13 protein-coding genes are annotated in these 16,699 nt (G+C 69.8%); 8 read left to right on the top strand and 5 right to left on the bottom strand.

Annotated features, from left to right (window positions below; translation table 11 throughout):
• Positions 1-217 precede the first annotated feature (217 nt).
• Positions 218-1,813: an alkaline phosphatase D family protein gene (locus tag E1202_RS28110; RefSeq protein ID WP_132686351.1), complete on the bottom strand. Its 1,596-nt coding sequence runs from the start codon at positions 1,811-1,813 to the stop codon at positions 218-220.
• Positions 1,814-2,096: 283 nt separating this feature from the next.
• Between E1202_RS28110 and E1202_RS28105 the strand changes: the two genes are divergently transcribed.
• The 3 genes from E1202_RS28105 (at position 2,097) to E1202_RS28095 (ending at position 5,320) form a co-directional block, all read left to right on the top strand.
• Positions 2,097-2,762, top strand: a complete 666-nt coding sequence (locus E1202_RS28105) for a GntR family transcriptional regulator (protein ID WP_132686350.1) — start codon at positions 2,097-2,099, stop codon at positions 2,760-2,762.
• Positions 2,759-3,922 (top strand): MFS transporter, encoded by a 1,164-nt coding sequence (locus tag E1202_RS28100; protein ID WP_132686349.1) that lies wholly within the window; start codon positions 2,759-2,761, stop codon positions 3,920-3,922. Before E1202_RS28105 ends, E1202_RS28100 begins: the two co-directional genes overlap by 4 nt.
• 135 nt (positions 3,923-4,057) lie before the next feature.
• Positions 4,058-5,320, top strand: coding sequence for a phosphodiester glycosidase family protein (locus E1202_RS28095; RefSeq protein WP_132686348.1), 1,263 nt, complete (start codon positions 4,058-4,060; stop codon positions 5,318-5,320).
• Between the two features lie 70 nt (positions 5,321-5,390).
• On the opposite strand, the gene dnaE is transcribed toward E1202_RS28095, so the two are convergent.
• The 3 genes from dnaE to E1202_RS28080 all read right to left on the bottom strand — a co-directional run bounded on the left by dnaE (position 5,391) and on the right by E1202_RS28080 (position 10,345).
• A complete protein-coding gene (gene dnaE / locus E1202_RS28090) occupies positions 5,391-8,981 on the bottom strand; it encodes a DNA polymerase III subunit alpha (protein ID WP_132686347.1) in 3,591 nt (1,196 codons plus the stop codon).
• A 173-nt stretch (positions 8,982-9,154) separates the two neighbouring features.
• Positions 9,155-9,628, bottom strand: a complete 474-nt coding sequence (locus E1202_RS28085; protein WP_132686346.1) for an STAS domain-containing protein — start codon at positions 9,626-9,628, stop codon at positions 9,155-9,157.
• A 144-nt stretch (positions 9,629-9,772) separates the two neighbouring features.
• Positions 9,773-10,345 (bottom strand): GNAT family N-acetyltransferase, encoded by a 573-nt coding sequence (locus E1202_RS28080; protein WP_132686345.1) that lies wholly within the window; start codon positions 10,343-10,345, stop codon positions 9,773-9,775.
• Positions 10,346-10,544: 199 nt separating this feature from the next.
• On the opposite strand from E1202_RS28080, the gene E1202_RS28075 reads away from it, so the two are divergent.
• The 5 genes from E1202_RS28075 to E1202_RS28055 all read left to right on the top strand — a co-directional run bounded on the left by E1202_RS28075 (position 10,545) and on the right by E1202_RS28055 (position 15,342).
• Positions 10,545-11,027 (top strand): DUF5994 family protein, encoded by a 483-nt coding sequence (locus E1202_RS28075; RefSeq protein WP_132686344.1) that lies wholly within the window; start codon positions 10,545-10,547, stop codon positions 11,025-11,027.
• Between the two features lie 171 nt (positions 11,028-11,198).
• Entirely contained in the window at positions 11,199-12,392 is a 1,194-nt protein-coding gene (locus tag E1202_RS28070) for a DUF418 domain-containing protein (RefSeq protein ID WP_235879070.1), read from the top strand.
• A gap of 241 nt (positions 12,393-12,633) precedes the next feature.
• Positions 12,634-13,965 carry an aminotransferase class I/II-fold pyridoxal phosphate-dependent enzyme gene (locus E1202_RS28065; protein WP_132686343.1) on the top strand — a complete coding sequence of 444 codons (1,332 nt, stop codon included), beginning with the start codon at positions 12,634-12,636 and terminating at the stop codon, positions 13,963-13,965.
• 64 nt (positions 13,966-14,029) lie between these two features.
• On the top strand, positions 14,030-14,917 hold the full coding sequence (locus tag E1202_RS28060) for a dihydrodipicolinate synthase family protein (RefSeq protein ID WP_132686342.1): 888 nt from the start codon (positions 14,030-14,032) through the stop codon (positions 14,915-14,917).
• Positions 14,918-14,934: 17 nt separating this feature from the next.
• Entirely contained in the window at positions 14,935-15,342 is a 408-nt protein-coding gene (locus tag E1202_RS28055; protein ID WP_207918956.1) for a hypothetical protein, read from the top strand.
• A gap of 69 nt (positions 15,343-15,411) precedes the next feature.
• Here the strand turns inward: E1202_RS28055 and E1202_RS28050 are convergent, their stop codons facing one another.
• Positions 15,412-16,674 (bottom strand): MFS transporter, encoded by a 1,263-nt coding sequence (locus E1202_RS28050; RefSeq protein WP_132686341.1) that lies wholly within the window; start codon positions 16,672-16,674, stop codon positions 15,412-15,414.
• Between the last annotated feature and the right edge of the window lie 25 nt (positions 16,675-16,699).

Below are 16,699 nucleotides of genomic sequence, written 5' to 3'. Positions count from 1 at the left end.
ACTGCCCAAGACCCGCTCCGGCAAGATCATGCGCCGCCTGCTGCGCGACGTCGCCGAGAACCGCGAAGTCGGCGACGTCTCCACGCTCGCCGACTCCTCCGTCATGGACCTCATCTCCCAGGGCCTCCACACCGCAGGCTGACCCCGCCACAGCGAAACCCCGCCGGTGGAACGCGTTCTCAGCGCGGCCCACCGGCGGGGTTCAGGTCGAGGAGCGTCAGCCCTCCTGCACGCCGGGCTTCTCGTCCTCCACGACGAAAGTGGCGCGGGTTTCGATCGGCGCGCCCTCCTCCGTCACGTACGGGACGACGCGGAAATCGCTGCGCCACTGCTGCCGATCGACGCTGACCCGGACGTAGCCGCGCTGCGAGTTGATGAACTTCATGTGCGGGTTGGCGGCGAGGAGCCGCTCGGTCTCCTCGGTCGTGTCCCCGCCATCACCGCCGCTGGAGATCGAGGTGCCGACGAACTCGCCGGCCACCACGGGCGAATTCGGATCGGTGAAGTCGCGCTTGAGGTCCCACGCGTAGTTCTGGTGCCGGTCGCCGGTGATGACCACGAGGTTGCGCACCCCGCGATCCTGGGCGGCGGCCAGCAACCGGTCGCGCTCGGCGACGTAGCCGTCCCAGGGGTCCATGAACACGTCGACCGCTTCGCCCGCGTCGCGGTCGGTCTGGCCCATCGGCGCCTGGTTGCCCAGCACCTGCCACTGCGCCTTCGAGCTGGAGAACCCGTCGAGCACCCAATCCCGCTGCGCTGCACCGAGGATCGTGCGGTCCGGGTCGAAGCGGTCGTCGCAGGAGGCCGACGAACCGTCCCCGCAGGGCTGGTCGTCCCGGTACTGGCGGGTGTCGATCATCGTGAAGTCGGCGAGGTCGCCGTAGGACAGGCGGCGGTGCAGCCGCAGGCCCGGGCCGTCGGGCGTCTGGGCCTGCCGCAGCGGCATGTTCTCGTACATCGCCTGGAACGCGGCGGCCCTGCGCTCGCGGAACACCGCCGGGTCCTGGTCCGGCTCGTCATCGACCTGCGAGAGATCGCCGGCCCAGTTGTTCTCGACCTCGTGGTCATCCATCGTCATGATCCACGGGAAGCGCGCGTGCGCCCGCTGCAACGGCGCCTCGGCCTTGTAGAGCCCGTACTGGAGGCGGTAGCGGGCGAGGTCGAAGGTCTCGGTGTGGAACTTCGGGTCGGTGGTGACGCCGCGCTTGTTGTCCGCCACGCCGTACTCGTAGATGTAGTCGCCGAGGTGGACCACGAGGTCGAGGTCCTCCTCCGCCATGTGGTCGTAGGCGGTGAAGTAGCCGTCCTGCCACGCCTGGCAGGAGGCGAACGCGAAGTTCAGCGCGCTCGGGGCGGCCGCGAGCGCGGGCGTCGTCCTGGTCCTGCCCGCCATCGAGATCTCGCCACCGGCGCGGAACCGGTAGAAGTACTCCCGGTCGGGTTCGAGGCCGGTGATCTCGGGGTGCACCGAGTGGCCGAGTTCCGGGGTCGCCACGACGCTGTCCCGGCGGACGACGTCGGCGAACTTCTCGTCGGTGGCGACCTCGTACTCCACCCGGACCGGTTCCGGCGACATGCCGCCGCTGCCGTCCTCGGCGAACGGGTCGGTGGCCAGTCGCGTCCACAGCACCACGCCGTCGGGCAGCGGGTCGCCCGAGGCCACTCCCAGCGTGAACGGGTTTCCCGCGCGCATCGGGGAGGCGAACGAGCTCGCCGCGCTCCACGTCCCGGTGCCGAGGAGCACGGCCGCGGCCCCGGCGGTGCCGTGACCGAGAAAACGACGTCGGGAAACGTTCCGCGCACGCGAGCCCATGTGATCTCCACAGGTAGACGACCGGCCAACGGTGAGATCGTTGAGCCTAAACATGTCCGCCGCCAATCGCGTGGGTTTCTCACGAATTAACACCGGCGGAGATCAGAGCACACGCCGCGATGGTCGTTATAACCTCGCCCCGCCAGCGTTGGAGACATCCGCATCGCGATCAGCCCGCAGGCCGACCACCGTCCGCATTCCCCTGTGAAAAAGCCCATTCCGCCGCCGAAGCGGATCGGCACGCTCGGCTTGTAGGCTATAGGAGAGCGAGGAGGGCGGGCAGATGCCGGAACCTGCAGCACCGCTGACGACCAAGAGCGACGTCGCCTACGACGCGGTGCGGGAGAAGATCCTCTCCGGCGACCTCCCACCCGGATCGGTGATCCACCAGGCCACGCTCGCGCGCGCCATCGGCATCAGCACCACCCCGCTCCGCGAAGCGCTGCGCCGACTCAACGCCGAAGGCCTCGTCGAGCTCGGCGCGCACCGCGACGCCAGGGTCACCGAGCTCAAGGCCGAGGAGAACCGCGACCTGCTCGAGATGCGCCGATCCCTCGACCCGCTGGCCGCCTCGCTGGCCGCGCAGCGCCGCACCAAGGACGACATCGCCGCGATCCGCGCGTCCCTGGACGGACTGCGCGCGATGCCCTCGAACCCGGACTGCGAACAGCTGCTGCACCACCGCCGCTACCACCGCGCGATCTACCGCGCCTCGCACAACGAGCTGCTCATCGAGGCGCTGGAAGGCCTGTGGGACAAGGCCGACCGCTACCGCAGGTTCGCCCTCGAGGTCGACCGCGGACCGGAGGCGCGCGCCAAGAAGGACGAGGAGCACCGGATGCTGGCCGAGACCATCATCGCCGGTGACTCCGAGGGAGCCGCCGCCGTCATGACCGAGCACATCGACACCAGCCTCGCGGCCCGAGCCGGACACCGCCTGCACCGATGATCAACGCCAACCGGCAGGTCTGGGCGCTGCTCGGCCACGCCACGCTCACCCAGCTCATCACCTTCGTCCTGCGTCCCGCCACCACCTACCGGGCGCTCGAACTCGGCGTTCCGGCGTCGTGGCTCGGCGTGCTCTCCGGCAGCTTCGCCCTCGTGCCGCTCGTGCTGGCGCTGCCCGCCGGGCACATCGTCGACCGGCTCGGCGAACGGCGCGTGATGTTCGCCGGCAGCCTGCTCATGTGCGCGGCGGGCACCGTGCTGCTCGCGCTCGGCCACACCGTGCCCGGACTGGTCGCCGGCAGCGTCGTGCTCGGAACCGCGCACCTGGGAGCGATCGTCGGGCAGCAGGCGCTGGTGGCCAACAGCACGACGTCGGGCCGGATGGACTCCGCGTTCGGCTACTACACCTTCGCCGCCTCCCTCGGCCAAGCAGCAGGACCGCTGATGATCGTGGCTTTCGGCGGGACGCAGGCGATCCCGGACACCACACCGATCTTCCAGGCCGGCATCGCCGTCGCGATCGCGCTGGTCGCCCTGACCTTCGCCATCGAGAGCACGCGGACCGAACGCGGCCCGGCCACCACCGAGAACGTCGGCGTGCGCCAACTGCTCCGGCTGCCGGGACTGGCCGGAGCGCTGCTGACGGCGTGCGCGGTGCTCGCCGCGGTCGACATCTCCCTGGTCTACCTGCCCGCGCTCGGAGCCGAACGCGGCATCGCCTCATCCCTGATCGGCACCTTGCTGGTGCTGCGCGCCGCCTCGTCGATGGCCTCGCGGTTCTTCCTCGGGCGGCTCTCCGAGTCGATCGGGCGCCGCCGCCTGCTGATCCTGAGCATCTTCGGCGCCGCCGCCGGCATCACCCTCGCCGCCGCGCCCGTACCGGTCTGGCTGCTGCTGCTCGCGGTCACCGTCGCCGGTTTCGGACTCGGCGTCGGACAGCCGCTGACGATGTCCTGGCTCGCCGAATCCGCCCCACCGGGCGCTCGCGGCCGCGCGATGTCGTTGCGGCTCACCGGGAACCGCGCGGGCCAGGTCGTCATCCCCGGAGCCATCGGGATGGTCGCGGCCGGACTCGGAGCGGCGGGCGTCCTCTGGGTCACCGCCGCCGGACTCGCCCTCACCGGCGTCCTCGCCCGAAACCTCCCGGTCAACCGCTCGTGACCACCCCTGGACGGCCGTCGGCTCCGGCTGATCCGCGGCGGCGGTGCGCGGTGCCACGCCCGCGTCATGAACAGTTCACCGGCGGGCCAACCGCAGGAACCCGAGAACGTTCCGCGGGCCGTCGAGCCTGAGCCCATGACCCCGACCTCCCGACGCACGCGCCGATCGCCCGCTCTCGCGGCGGGACTCGCGATCGCGGCCGTCCTCCCCTTCGTCCCGACGAGCAGCGCCGGCGCCGAGGGCGATCGGCTCCCGCTCGGCGACCCCGACCTGGCGGAGACGCGGTCGACGCGCGCACTGGCCGAGGGCGTCGAGCTGACGCGGATCGTCCGCGGAACCGAGCCCGCCCCGCCCGACCAGATCAACACCACCACCCGCGGCCCCTGGGTGGTCAACGTGCTCGCCATCGACCCCACCCGGGCCAAGGGCCACGTCGAAGCGACCTACGGCCCCGACCTCGCACCGGTGGAGAAGACCACCGACCTGGTGCGCCTCTCCGGCGCCCTGGCCGGGGTGAACGCCTCGTTCTTCACCTTCTCCGCGAATCCGCAGTACCCCGGCGACCCGGTCGGACTGGGCGTCTACGGGGGGAAGCTGCTCAGCGAGCCGACCACCGCCGAGGCGGAAGCGGACCTGATCGTCGACAGCAACAGCGACGAGGTCCTCATGGGCCGCACCGCCTGGTCCGGTTCGGTGCGGAACCGGCAGACCGAGGCCACCATGCCGCTCGAACATCTCAACCACCCGCCGGTGGTCCCGGCCGAATGCACAGAGCTGCCCGACCAGACGCAGTGCGCCCAGCCGGGAGACGTGGTCCTGTTCAACCCCGAGTTCGGCCCCACCCCCTCCGGGAACGGCACCGAAGTGGTGCTGGACCAGCGCGGATGCGTCGTGCGCAGCTCCGCCGCGCGCGGCACGACGCTCGCGCCCGACCAGACCTCGCTGCAGGCGACCGGCCAGGACGCGGCCGCACTGCTGGCCATCACCGCGCGGGGTTGCCTCGACACGTCCTCGACCTTGACCGACGAGAACGGCGACCAGGTCGACCTGCGACCGGGCCTGTTCGGCGTCAACGGCCGCTACCGGCTCATGGCCGGCGGCGAGGTGGTCGTGCCGCCGGGTTCCGGTGACTTCTTCGCGCGCAACCCGCGCACCATCGCCGGAACCACCCCGGACGGCACGATCCTGCTGGCCACCATCGACGGCAGGCAGACCACCAGCGTCGGCACCACGATGGACGAGACCGCCGCGGTCGCCCAGGCGCTGGGACTGACCGACGCGGTCAACCTCGACGGTGGCGGTTCCACCACCATGTCGGTCGACGGCACCCTGGCCAACAAGCCCAGCGGTAGCGAGGAGCGCGCCGTCGGCGACGCCCTCGTCTACGTCGAGGACTAGGACGACGCGGGGAATCGCCCGTCGGGACGGGCGATTCCCCGCGGTAGGCGGCCAGAACCGGTCCGGCCGGTCAGCGCCCGGCGCGCTCCACCGCGATGCCGCGCACGGACTTGAGCTCCGAGACCAGCTCGGTGCACACGTTGACCGGCCACTCCGGCAGTTCCAGACGCGTCTTGCCCAGGTGCACGTGCACGGGCGTGGTCCCCTTGTGCGCGGTCAACGTCTGCTTGAGCTCGCTGATCACCTCGGCGTTGAGCTTGCGTGAATCGGCCTTGAGCACCAGGGGCGGTTCGCTGCCCGGGTCGGTCTCGGCCGCGGTGATGTCGATCGGGACCGCGTCGGAGGCGAACACGCTGATCTCGCCCTCGCGCTCGTTGACCCGGCCCTTGACCGCCAGCGCGTTGTCCTCGACCAGGCAGTCGGCGAACATCTCGTAGGACTTCGGGAAGAACAGCACCTCGATGCTGGCTTCGAAGTCCTCCAGCGTGACGATGGCCCAGGGCTGGCCGTTCTTGTTCAGCCGCCGCTGGATGCCGGAGATCATGCCGGCGATCTTGGGCTGCTGCTCCTTGCTGCCGTACCCGCTGGGTTCGCGTTCGCCGCCGACGAGCTCGGCGATGCTGGTGTCCTGGTACGGGGCCAGCAGCCTCTCGGCACCGTCGAGCGGGTGCGCGGAGACGTAGAGCCCCAGCATCTCGCGCTCGTAGGCCAGCAGCTGCTTGCGCGGCCACTCCTCGTCGGTGAACTGCAGGTGCGCCAACGGCGAGGTGTCCTCGCTGGGACCGGAGTCAGCGCCCCCGAACAGGTCGAACTGGCCCATCGCCTGCTGGCGCTTGAGCCCGATCACCGCATCGACCCCGGCCTCGTGGTGGGCGTTGAGCGACATCCGCGTGTGGCGCAGCGAGTCGAACGCACCGGCCTTGATCAGCGATTCGATGACCCGCTTGTTGCACGCGGTGATCTCGATCTTGTCGAGGAAGTCCGAGAACGACGAGAACTTCCCCTTCTCCTCGCGGGAGGCGATCACCGATTCGACGACGTTGGCGCCGACGTTGCGGATCGCGCCCATGCCGAAGCGGATGCGCCCCTCGACCGCGGTGTGCTCGGTCATGGACTCGTTCACGTCCGGCGGCAGCACCTGGATGCTCATGCGCCGGCACTCCGACAGGTAGACCGCCGTCTTGTCCTTGTTGTTGCTGTTGGCGGTCAGCAGCGCGGCCATGTACTCGGCCGGGTAGTGGGCCTTGAGGTAGGCGGTCCAGTAGGTCACCAGCCCGTACGCGGCGGCGTGGGACTTGTTGAACGCGTACCCGGCGAAGGGCAGGACGGTCGCCCACAGCTGGTCGATCGCTGCCTTGGAGTAGCCGCGCTCCTTCATGCCGGCCTCGAACCGGGCGAACTGCTCGTCCATCACCTCCTTCTTCTTCTTGCCCATCGCGCGTCGGAGCAGGTCGGCTTGTCCGAGGGTGTACCCGGCGACCTTCTGGGCGATCGCCATGATCTGCTCCTGGTAGACGATCAGACCGTAGGTCTCGCCCAGGATGTCCTTGAGCGGCTCGTCGAGCTCCGGGTGGATCGGCTCGACCGGCTTCTTGCCGTTCTTGCGGTCGGCGTAGTCCAGGTGCGCGTTGACGTCCATCGGACCCGGCCGGTACAGCGCCACGCAGGCGACGATGTCGCCGAACCGGGTCGGCTGCATGCGCTTGAGCAGCGACTGCATGCCGCCACCTTCGAGCTGGAACACTCCCAGGCTCTCGCCCCGCCCCAGCATCTCGTAGGTGGCGTCGTCATCCAGCGGGATGTCGAGCGGTTCGACCTCCGTGGCGTGGTTGGTCTTCACCATCCGCACGGTGTCGTCGATCGTGGTCATGTTGACCAGGCCCAGGATGTCGATCTTGAGCAGGCCGACGTCCTCGCACTGCGGACCGTCCCAGCCGGTGATGATCTCGCCGTCGTCGCGCTTCCACAGCGGCAGCACGTCGAGCAGCGGCTCCCGCGAGATGATGTGCGCGCACGCGTGCACACCCGCGTTGCGGATCAGGCCCTCCAGCCCGCGGGCGGTGTCGAAGATCTTGCCGATCTGCGGATCGGTCTCGATCAGGGAGCGGACCTCGGCGGCCTCCGGGTAGCGCTCGTGGTCGGGATCGACGATCCCCGACAGCGGGATGTCCTTGGCCGCGATCGGCGCGGGCAGCGCCTTGGAGAACTGGTCGGCCAGCTGGAAACCGGCCTGCCCCATGTGCACCCGAGCGGCGTCCTTGAACGCGGCCTTGGTCTTAATCGTGCCGTAGGTGATGACCTTGGCGAAGAACTCCTCGCCGTACTTCTCCTTGGCGTACTGGATGACCCGCTCGCGCTGGCGCTCGTCGAAGTCGATGTCGATGTCGGGCGGCGAGTCGCGCTCGGGGTTGAGGAACCGCTCGAACAGCAACCCGTGCTGGAGCGGATCGATGTCGATGATGTGCAGCACGTACGACAGCAGCGCGCCCGCCGCCGAACCACGGCCCGGCCCCACTCGGATCCCGTTGTTCTTGGCCCACCGGATCATGTCGCCGACCACCAGGAAGTACGAGCTGTACCCCTTCTCGGTGATGACCTTGAGCTCCCACTCGAGCTGGTCGCGGTACTCCTGGGTGAAGCTGTCGCCGGAGAACCGGGTCGGGATGAACGACTCGACCTCGTCGCGCAGCATCTCCACGTCGGTGCGGCCGGCCTCGACCTTCGCCTGCGGCATCCGGTTGTGCGCGGCGAACGCCTCCTCGTAGCCCTCCACCATCTCGGTGATCAGCAGCGTGCTGTCGGCCGCGCCCGGGACCTCGGTGTCCCAGTACTCGCGCATCTCCTCCGAGCTCTTGATGTGGTAGCCGTCGCCGTTGAACTTGAACCGGTCGGTGTCGGCGATCATGGAGCGCGTCTGCAGGCACAGCAGCGCGTCGTGGTGCCCGGCCTGGTCGTTGGTCACGTAGTGGCTGTCGTTGGTCGCCACCGTCCGCAGGTCCAGCTGCTGGGCGATGTCGAGCAGCTCACCGCGGATGTTGCGCTCCATCTGGATGCCGTGGTCCATGACCTCGATGAAGAACCGGTCGGCCCCGAAGATGTCCTTGTAGTCCGAGGCGGCCTGCAGCGCCTCCTGCTTCTGACCCAGCCGCAGCCGGGTCAGGATCTCCCCCGCCAGGCACCCGGAGGTGGCGATGATGCCCTCGGCGTGCTCGGCGATCAGCTCCTTGTCCATCCGCGGCTTGCGGAAGAACCCCTCCATGCTGGCCAGCGACGACAGCCGGAACAGGTTGCGCAGGCCGGTGGAGTTCTGGGCGAGCATCGTCATGTGCGTGTACGCACCGGCGCCGGAGACGTCGCCGCTCTCGCCGTACTCGTCGACTTCCTTCTTCCCGGTTCGCGCCCGCGCGCCCCAGAACACCGGCTTCTTGTGGAACCGGCTCTCCGGAGCGATGTAGGCCTCGATGCCGATGATCGGCGTCACCCCGGCCTTGACGGCCTTCTTGTAGAAGGAGTGCGCGCCGTACATGTTGCCGTGGTCGGTCATCGCCACCGCGGGCTGTTCGAGCCGAGCGACCTCGGCGAACAGCGCATCGTGCTTGGCAGCACCGTCGAGCATCGAGAACTCGGTGTGCACGTGCAGGTGAACGAACTGATCAGACACGCGGGCGTCTCCGGCTGTGAATCGAGGGCTGGACGGAGGAGAACTCTATCCGCCCGACGCGACGCGCCCTCACATCACCACACCTCGTGTTGACATCCAGGAAGGATGCCCCTGACCAGGCGGTTCACGCATTTCCCCGCGTCCGCGCGTGTTGCGCCCATCACCGGATCCGGTTACGCGGTGAGCATCCGCGCGGGCTCGCGCTCGCGCGCGGCGGCCGTGATCGTCGTGCAGGAAGCCAGGTGGGGTGCCCGGTCCAGCGCCACGTCGGGGCTGCCGGCGCGCACGGCGCGCTCGACGGCCGGTTGACCGGCGATGAGGACGATCCGCAGCCCGCGGTGCGGCGCGTAGGTGTTCGCCGCGGAGAGCAGCTCCAGCCCGGCGACGCCGAGGAAGGTGACCGCCGTGAAGTCGAGGACGATCGAGGAGTGTTCGACGAGCAGCGCGGGCCAGAGCAGATCCGCCAGCTCGGCGACGTTGCTGGAATCGATGTCGCCCGCTGCGGTCAGCACCGTCAGATCGGCGCGTGGCCGGGTCAGCTGCAAGCGCAGCCCAGGGGGTCGGGACATCTCCGTGGTGGGTGCGGTGCGTCGTTCGTCGAAGGTGACCAGCGCCGCGTCGTGGACGCGGGCTCGTGCTGCGGTCATGTGCTGCTCCCGGAGTTCGTGGAGCCGGCCGGGCAGGCGTGGTCGTGGGGGCGAATCGACGAGGGGAGCAATCGCGAAACACCGACGCTGCGTCGCCTGAACCGTGGGCCTTCTGCTCTACCAGCTAGTCCCATGCTACGCCGCTCATTCGGGTTCGAAGCCCGGTGGAAGTGCGCCCGGTCGCGCCTGATCGAGGTCAGCGGGCCGGAGCCGGTACAGCTGCATGGGCTGACCGAAGTACTTGCCGGTTTCGCCCACCCACTCCATGCCGTTGCGCCGGATCGCCGACACCGCGCGGGTGTTCTCCGGCCGGACGACGGCGTAGAGCTCATCGGCGTCGTGGCTGAACGCCCACCGCGCCATCGCGTAGGTCGCCTCGCTGGCGTAGCCCTGCTTCCACGCCGCGGGGTGCAGCTGCCACCCGATTTCGAGGTCCTCGCCGCCCGGAGGCAGCGGCAGCAGCGCCCCACCGCCGATCACCGCGGCGTCCTCGCGCCGCTGAACGCACCACCGCCCGGTGGGAGGTTCCGCGCGCAGATCCTCGACGATCCACTGCCGCAGCAGCACCCGCATCGCCGCCAGGTCCGGGACTCGATCCATGATCGGGCTCAGCCAGCGGGCGACATCGGCGTGCCCGAAGACCTCGAAGGCCGCGGACACGTCCTCCATCTCCCAGCTCCGCAGGATCAACCGGTCCGTGACCAGGCGTTCAGCCATGTCGCCAGCCTACGCCGCGCCCCATCAACCGGCTGGCACAGCGCACCCGTCGGAACCGGCGCCCGGATGCGGCGAAAGCCCCTGATCAAGGATATCCGGCGTAGGCTGGGATCAACGAGGTTCTCGGCAACGTGAGCGGTCCAGCGCGCAGTCCCGGGGGTCAGAACCGGTCGTTCACCGACCGGGAAGGAGTTCCACCATGGGACCCGACCAACATCCGGGAAGCGCAGCGCGCCTCACCCTCAAGCCCGCAACCGGCACGCGGGGATTCGTCGACGGCGCCTGGTGGCCGCGTTCGACGAACCCGGCGACGGAGTTCACGTCGCTGCTCACCGCGCTCACCGCCACCTTGGGTCCGATGACCCGGCTCGCCTACAACCTGACCGCGTGGGACCCGGCCCCCAGGAAGCTCCGCGTCCAGGGGCACCAGGTGCGCCTCGAAGGCTTCCACACGCTCGACCGGCGCACGGTCAGCTTGACGGACCCGAGCGGGCACCACGTGGTTCTGCTCGTCATCCCCGCCGACACGACCGAACTCCGCGGGGACGCGGTGCTGGCAAGAGCGGCCGAACACAACAGCGTCGCCTCCCCGGCCGAGCTGCTGGCCGAAGATCCGACGTCGACCGAGGGCTCATCCGAATCCCGTTGGGAAACCGAGGGCGGCCACCTGCTCCCGGCCTGACAGATCCGCGCACCCCGGTTGTCCACATGAGACCGTCATGAGTCGTGGACGGAGCCGCTCCTCCGGCCTCGGGTCGTCCAGGAGTAGTAGGGCGGGACTGTCCCAAAGTGCTAGCTGATCCGGCCTCGCGGTCGATCCGCGGCACCGACCGCGAGTGCGACGGTCTTACACGTGAATTCGACGACGCAGATCATCACCAGCGAACAAGATCCTCCGAAGCGGACCCATCAGGTCAGGCTGGTGGGCCTGGACGTGGCGCGGGGGCTCGCGGTGTTCGGCATGTTCGCCGCGCACGCCATGCCACCCACCGCCTGGCCGTCGGCACTCGCGGCCGGCCGGGCCGCAGCGCTGTTCGCGGTGCTCGCCGGGGTGTCGATCGCACTGCTCAGCGGCGGATCCCAGCCCTTCGACGGGACCCGGATGCGCGGCTCCAGGGTGCGCATCGCCGTCCGCGCCGTCCTGCTGTTCCTGCTCGGCATCGCCCTGACCACGCTCCAGGTGCCCGCGATGGTGATCCTGGCGTTCTACGGCGTGCTGTTCCTGCTCTCGATCCCGCTGCTGCGGCTGCGCGCGGGTGCCTTGGCGATCCTCGCCGCGGTGCTCGCGATCGGCGCACCGCTGCTGTCGTTCGCGCTACGCAGCGGCATCGAGACCAACCAGCTCGGATACGCCCCGAACTTCGGCGACTTCGGTTCGGCGGAAGGGCTGTGGACCGTCTTCCACGGCCTGCTGCTCACCGGCGCGTACCCGGTGCTGACGTGGCTGCCGTTCCTGCTCATCGGCATGGCGCTGGGCAGGCTCGACCTGCTCGCGGTGCGCGGCGAGCTGATCGCCGCGGGCGTGGGCCTGGGAATCCTCGGCTACGGCGGCTCCTGGGTCGCGATGAACCTCTTCGGCGGCAAGGAAAGCCTGCTGTCGACGCTGCCCGCCGGGCTCCCACCGGAAATCCTCGACGCGGTGATGTCGTCGAGCCTGGGGACCGCACCGACCACCTCCGCGGTCTGGCTGCTCACCGCCTCCGCGCACAGCGGCACCCCGTTCGAGATCATCGGTGCCGGTGGGGTCGCCATCGCGGTGATCGGGCTGTGCCTGCTCGGCCAGCGCCTGCGCTGGTCGCTGCTGCCGATCTCCTCGGTCGGCGCGCTCGCGCTGACCTCCTACACCGGACACCTGCTCGCCCTGAAGGCCGTCGGGCCCGAACAGCTGGGACAGATGAGCGCCCAGAACCCCTACCTCCCCTGGCTGGTCCTCGTCGCCGCGACGATGCTGATCACGACCACCTGGCGCGCGCTGCTGCACCGCGGTCCCCTCGAATGGGCGCTCCACCACGCCTCCACCACCCCGGCCCAGCTGCTCACGCGCTGAACTCCACCACGAACACCAGCCGGGGCGCGGGAATCAACTCCCCCGCCCCGGCTGATCGCGTGATCAACGCCTGCAGGAGAGCCACGGGCCTGCGCCCTCGAAGTCCAGGGCCACGCCTCCGCACGGCTCCCGAATTGATTTCATCCTTCACTGAAGTAATAGCTGCGGCGGATCTGCTCGAGCCGGCGAGGCGGGGTACTCGTGTTGGCTTTTGTGTCCTAGGACATTTAACGTTGGTGCGATGGCGCGACGAGGGCAGGCCCAGGCGATCGCCGGGTCCAGCGCTGCGGAGATCGTCGAGTCGATCCGCAGACTGATCGACTCCGGCGGGCTGGCGAAAGGTGCTGCTCTGCCGCCGATCCGCGGGCTCGCGGCCGAGTTGGGGGTCAACCGCAACACAGTCGCGTCCGCCTACGCGCAGCTGGCCGCGGCGGGATTGGTCGAGACAAGGCGCCGCGGCGGAACCGTCGTGCTCGGCGTCCCCTCGCTGGACGGCGAAGGCCGCAGCGCCGCTCGTGAGCTGGTCAACCTCTCCGACGGCAATCCCGCGATCGAGTTCCTGCCCGATCCCCGGGCGGCCTTCGGAGCCGGGTACGTGCCCGCGCTGTACGGACATCCGCCGATCGACGAGCGCCTGGCGGCGTGGGTCGATGCCGAGATGGCTCCCGATGTCGGGCCCGTCGCGCGCGGGCTCGTGCTCACCCACGGCGCGGCGGATGCGGTGGAGCGCCTGCTCGGTGCGCACCTCACCCGCGGTGATGCGGTGGCGGTCGAAGATCCGTGCTTCCTGTCGAGCATCGGCACGATGCGGCTGAACGGCTACCGGAGCGTGCCGGTGCCCGTGGACGCGGACGGGATGACACCGGACGGGTTGTCCCGGGCGCTGGAGGCCGGCGTTCGGGCGGTGGTGTGCACACCTCGGGCGCACAACCCGACCGGCGCGAGCCTCACCGGCGAACGGGCCGAGGAGTTGCGGGAACTGCTGTCCCGGCACCCGGAGGTGCTGGTCATCGAGGACGACCACTTCTCCGCGATCTCGGCCCGGTCCTACCACCGCATCACCCCGGCGAACGCTCCGCGCTGGGCGCTGGTGCGGTCGATGTCGAAGTTCCTCGGACCAGACCTGCGGCTGGCGTTCGTGCTGTCCGATGAGGACAGTGCGGCCCAGCTGAGCGCGCGGCTGAGCTCGACGGCGGGCTGGATCAGCCACGCCCTGCAGCACGTCGTGGCAACGATGCTGCACGACGAGGAGACCGGCCGGCTGCTGCGCCACGCCCGCGACTCCTACGCCGAGCGCCTGCGCTCGCTGACCGGCGCGCTGCACGAGCACGGCATCTCCCTGCCACCGGACCGCGACGGGCTCAACGCCTGGATTCCGGTGGGACGAGGGGAACGGCGCTTGATCGACGCGCTGGCCGCGCGCAGCTGGGCGGTGCGCGGCGGTTCCGACTTCGCGGTCACCGAGCGCGGCGCGGGAGCGCTGCGGGTGACCACCTCCACCATCAGCCCGCAGCGAGCGGAGGCCTTCGCCGCCGACCTCGCCGCTCTCCTGCACTCGAAGAAGAGGACCTGAACGTCCACTTCGGACGAATCCGTTTCCCCTACCCGCCACTGCAGGACCGACCTTCGGAGGATTCATGTTTACCGGTCTCAGCGCGTTCCCGCTCACGCCCGTCACCGACCGCGGCATCGACGAGGAGGCGTTCGCCGGGCTCGTCGAACGGCTCGGCGCTGCGGGCGTCGATTCGATCACCGCGCTCGGTTCCACCGGCTCGTACCCGTACCTGGACCGCGCCGAGCGCGCCCGCGCGACGCGACGGGCCGTCGAGCACTCCGGAACGACGCCGGTGATCGTCGGCATCGGATCGATGCGCACCCGCGACGTCCTCGAACTCGCCGAGGACGCCCAGGAGGCGGGCGCTTCGGGCGTGCTGCTGGCGCCGGTGTCGTACCAGGCGCTCACCGAGGACGAGGTGTTCGGGCTCTACGAGGACGTCACCGCCGAGCTCTCGGTGCCGCTGGTGGTCTACGACAACCCCGGAACCACGCACGTCACCTTCACCGACGACCTCTACGCCCGCATCGCCGAGCTGCCGCACGTCACCTCCATCAAGATCCCCGGGGTGCCGGCCGACCCCGCAGCCGCCGCGGAACGCGTCTCGGCGCTGCGCGCGCTGCTGCCGTCGGTGACGATCGGCGTCAGCGGGGACCCGCTGGCCGCAACCGGTCTCAACGCCGGGTGCCACGCCTGGTACTCCGTCGTGGCCGGGACTCTGCCCGAACCCGCCTTGGCGATCACCCGCGCGGCCGAGGCCGGTGACGCTGCCGGAGCCACCGCGGCATCCCAACGGCTGCAACCGCTGTGGGAGCTGTTCGGCCGCCACGGCAGTCTCCGCGTGGTCTCCGCGATCGCCGAAATCCTCGGTCTCGTGGGGCGCCCCAACCTGCCGCGCCCGCTGCGCCCGCTGTCCGACGACGATCGCGCCGAAGTCGCCCGGGTCGTCCGGCAACTCGACCTCCGCTGAGGGTGGCTCGGGAGGCGATGACCGGGGAGAGCACGACCACGCGAACCCGCAGCAGCGCGCTGCTGCGGTACGTCCTGGCCGCCACCCTGGCTCGCACGGCCGACGGTGGCGCGGTCGTGGCCATCGTCCTGCTCGTCACCACCAGCGGAGATCCGGGCTGGTTGGCCGGTGCGCTCGGCGCCTGCATCACCGCGCCGCACCTGCTCGGCCCCTTCGTCGCCCGCAGCCTCGACACGGCACGGGACGGACGCCGCGTGATCGCACTGGCGAGCCTGGTCCACGGCGCCACGCTCGCCGCGGCGGTCCTGCTCTACCCGGTGGCGCACGCGGTCGTGCCCGCGGTGCTGCTCATCGCCTCCGGTCTGCTCGGCCCGCTGCTGACCGGCGGCATCAGCAGCAGGCTCGCGGTAGCCCGCCAAGGCTGACTGCCGTCAAGTCGCCTCAGACTCCGAACCGTGCGTTTGGCGGCCGCATGCCGTTGCTCACGCAAGCCTCTAGCCCGGCGACGACTCGACGACCTCTTCTACCTCGGCGCGGTCCATTGCCTGAGCAACCCCGAGCAGTCTCGGAGCGGAGAGCAGGGCGATCGCCATGACTACGACGGCCGCGCCGATGATGACCGCACGCAGCGAGGTCATCGCGGCGACGGGGCCCGCGAGTGCCGCACCCAGCGGCATCAGCCCCCACGCCAATACCCGGTGCGCACTGGTCACTCGCCCCATCAGAGGTGGCGGTGTGAGTCGTTGGCGATTGGCTGAGGAAAGCACGTTCCACGCGCCAGCGCCGACGCCCATGACCAGGTACGCCACCCAGGCCGCCCACTGCGATCTTCCGACACCCAACGTCGCGATGCCGACGGCCAGGACGAAGAGTGCGCAGATCATCACCCTTCCACTGCCCCATCGCAGCGCCAGCTTGGAGGCGAGCGGCGCCGCAGCGAGGGCTCCAACGGCTGTGCACACGAGCAAAGTAGCGACCGATGCCACCGGAAGATGCAGCGATTCGATCGCATAGAGGAACGCCACGGCGTTGACGCCGCTGGTCAAGAACGCGGTCAGCCCTACGACGCCGACCACCGCCCGCAGTGTGCGCTGCCGCACGAGAAACCGCAGGCCTTCGAGGACCTCAGTGCGCAGCGCTGTGGTCTCCCGCTTCGCCGGTCGTTCGACGCGAACGCTCACCGTCGCCGCCAGGAGCCCCGCGACGACGAACGTGACTCCAACCGCCAGAAAGCAGAATTCCGGTTTCCACGCGAACAACCCCGCCGCGGCCAAAGGACCCGCGATTTCCACCCCCGCAGTCTCTGCACTCACCACGCGCCCGTTGGCGCGCTCCAGTTCGGACCGACCGGCCAACGCCACCAACAGTTTCTGCCCGGCCGAGTCCGCGAAGGTTTCCGCGCTGCTCAACATGAACGCGGACACCGCCAAGACGGCGACGTTCGCGCTCCCCAACATGATCAACGCGCCCAAGGACAACGTCAGGCCGCTGCGGACCACGAGACTGACGATCAGGGTCGTCCGCGGAGACCACCGATCGACAAGCGCCCCAGCGAGCAGGGCCACGACCAACCAGGGCAACACCGACGCGACCGCCACGATCGACACCGACAGCGGATCGCGAGTGCTCACCGCGGTGAACAACGGCAACGCTGCCGTGAGAACCCCGTCTCCGATCGACGAGGCACCCCATGACGCGAGGAGAATCCGGAACGCACGGCTCCGAAGGCCCGTCGCCGACGCACCCACTTCGCTCATGCCTCGTTCCCCTTCCACTGGCCCA

It is taken from the genome of Saccharopolyspora karakumensis, from assembly GCF_004349225.1.
GTDB lineage: Bacteria > Actinomycetota > Actinomycetes > Mycobacteriales > Pseudonocardiaceae > Saccharopolyspora > Saccharopolyspora endophytica.
This window is presented reverse-complemented; position numbering and strand designations above follow the sequence as displayed.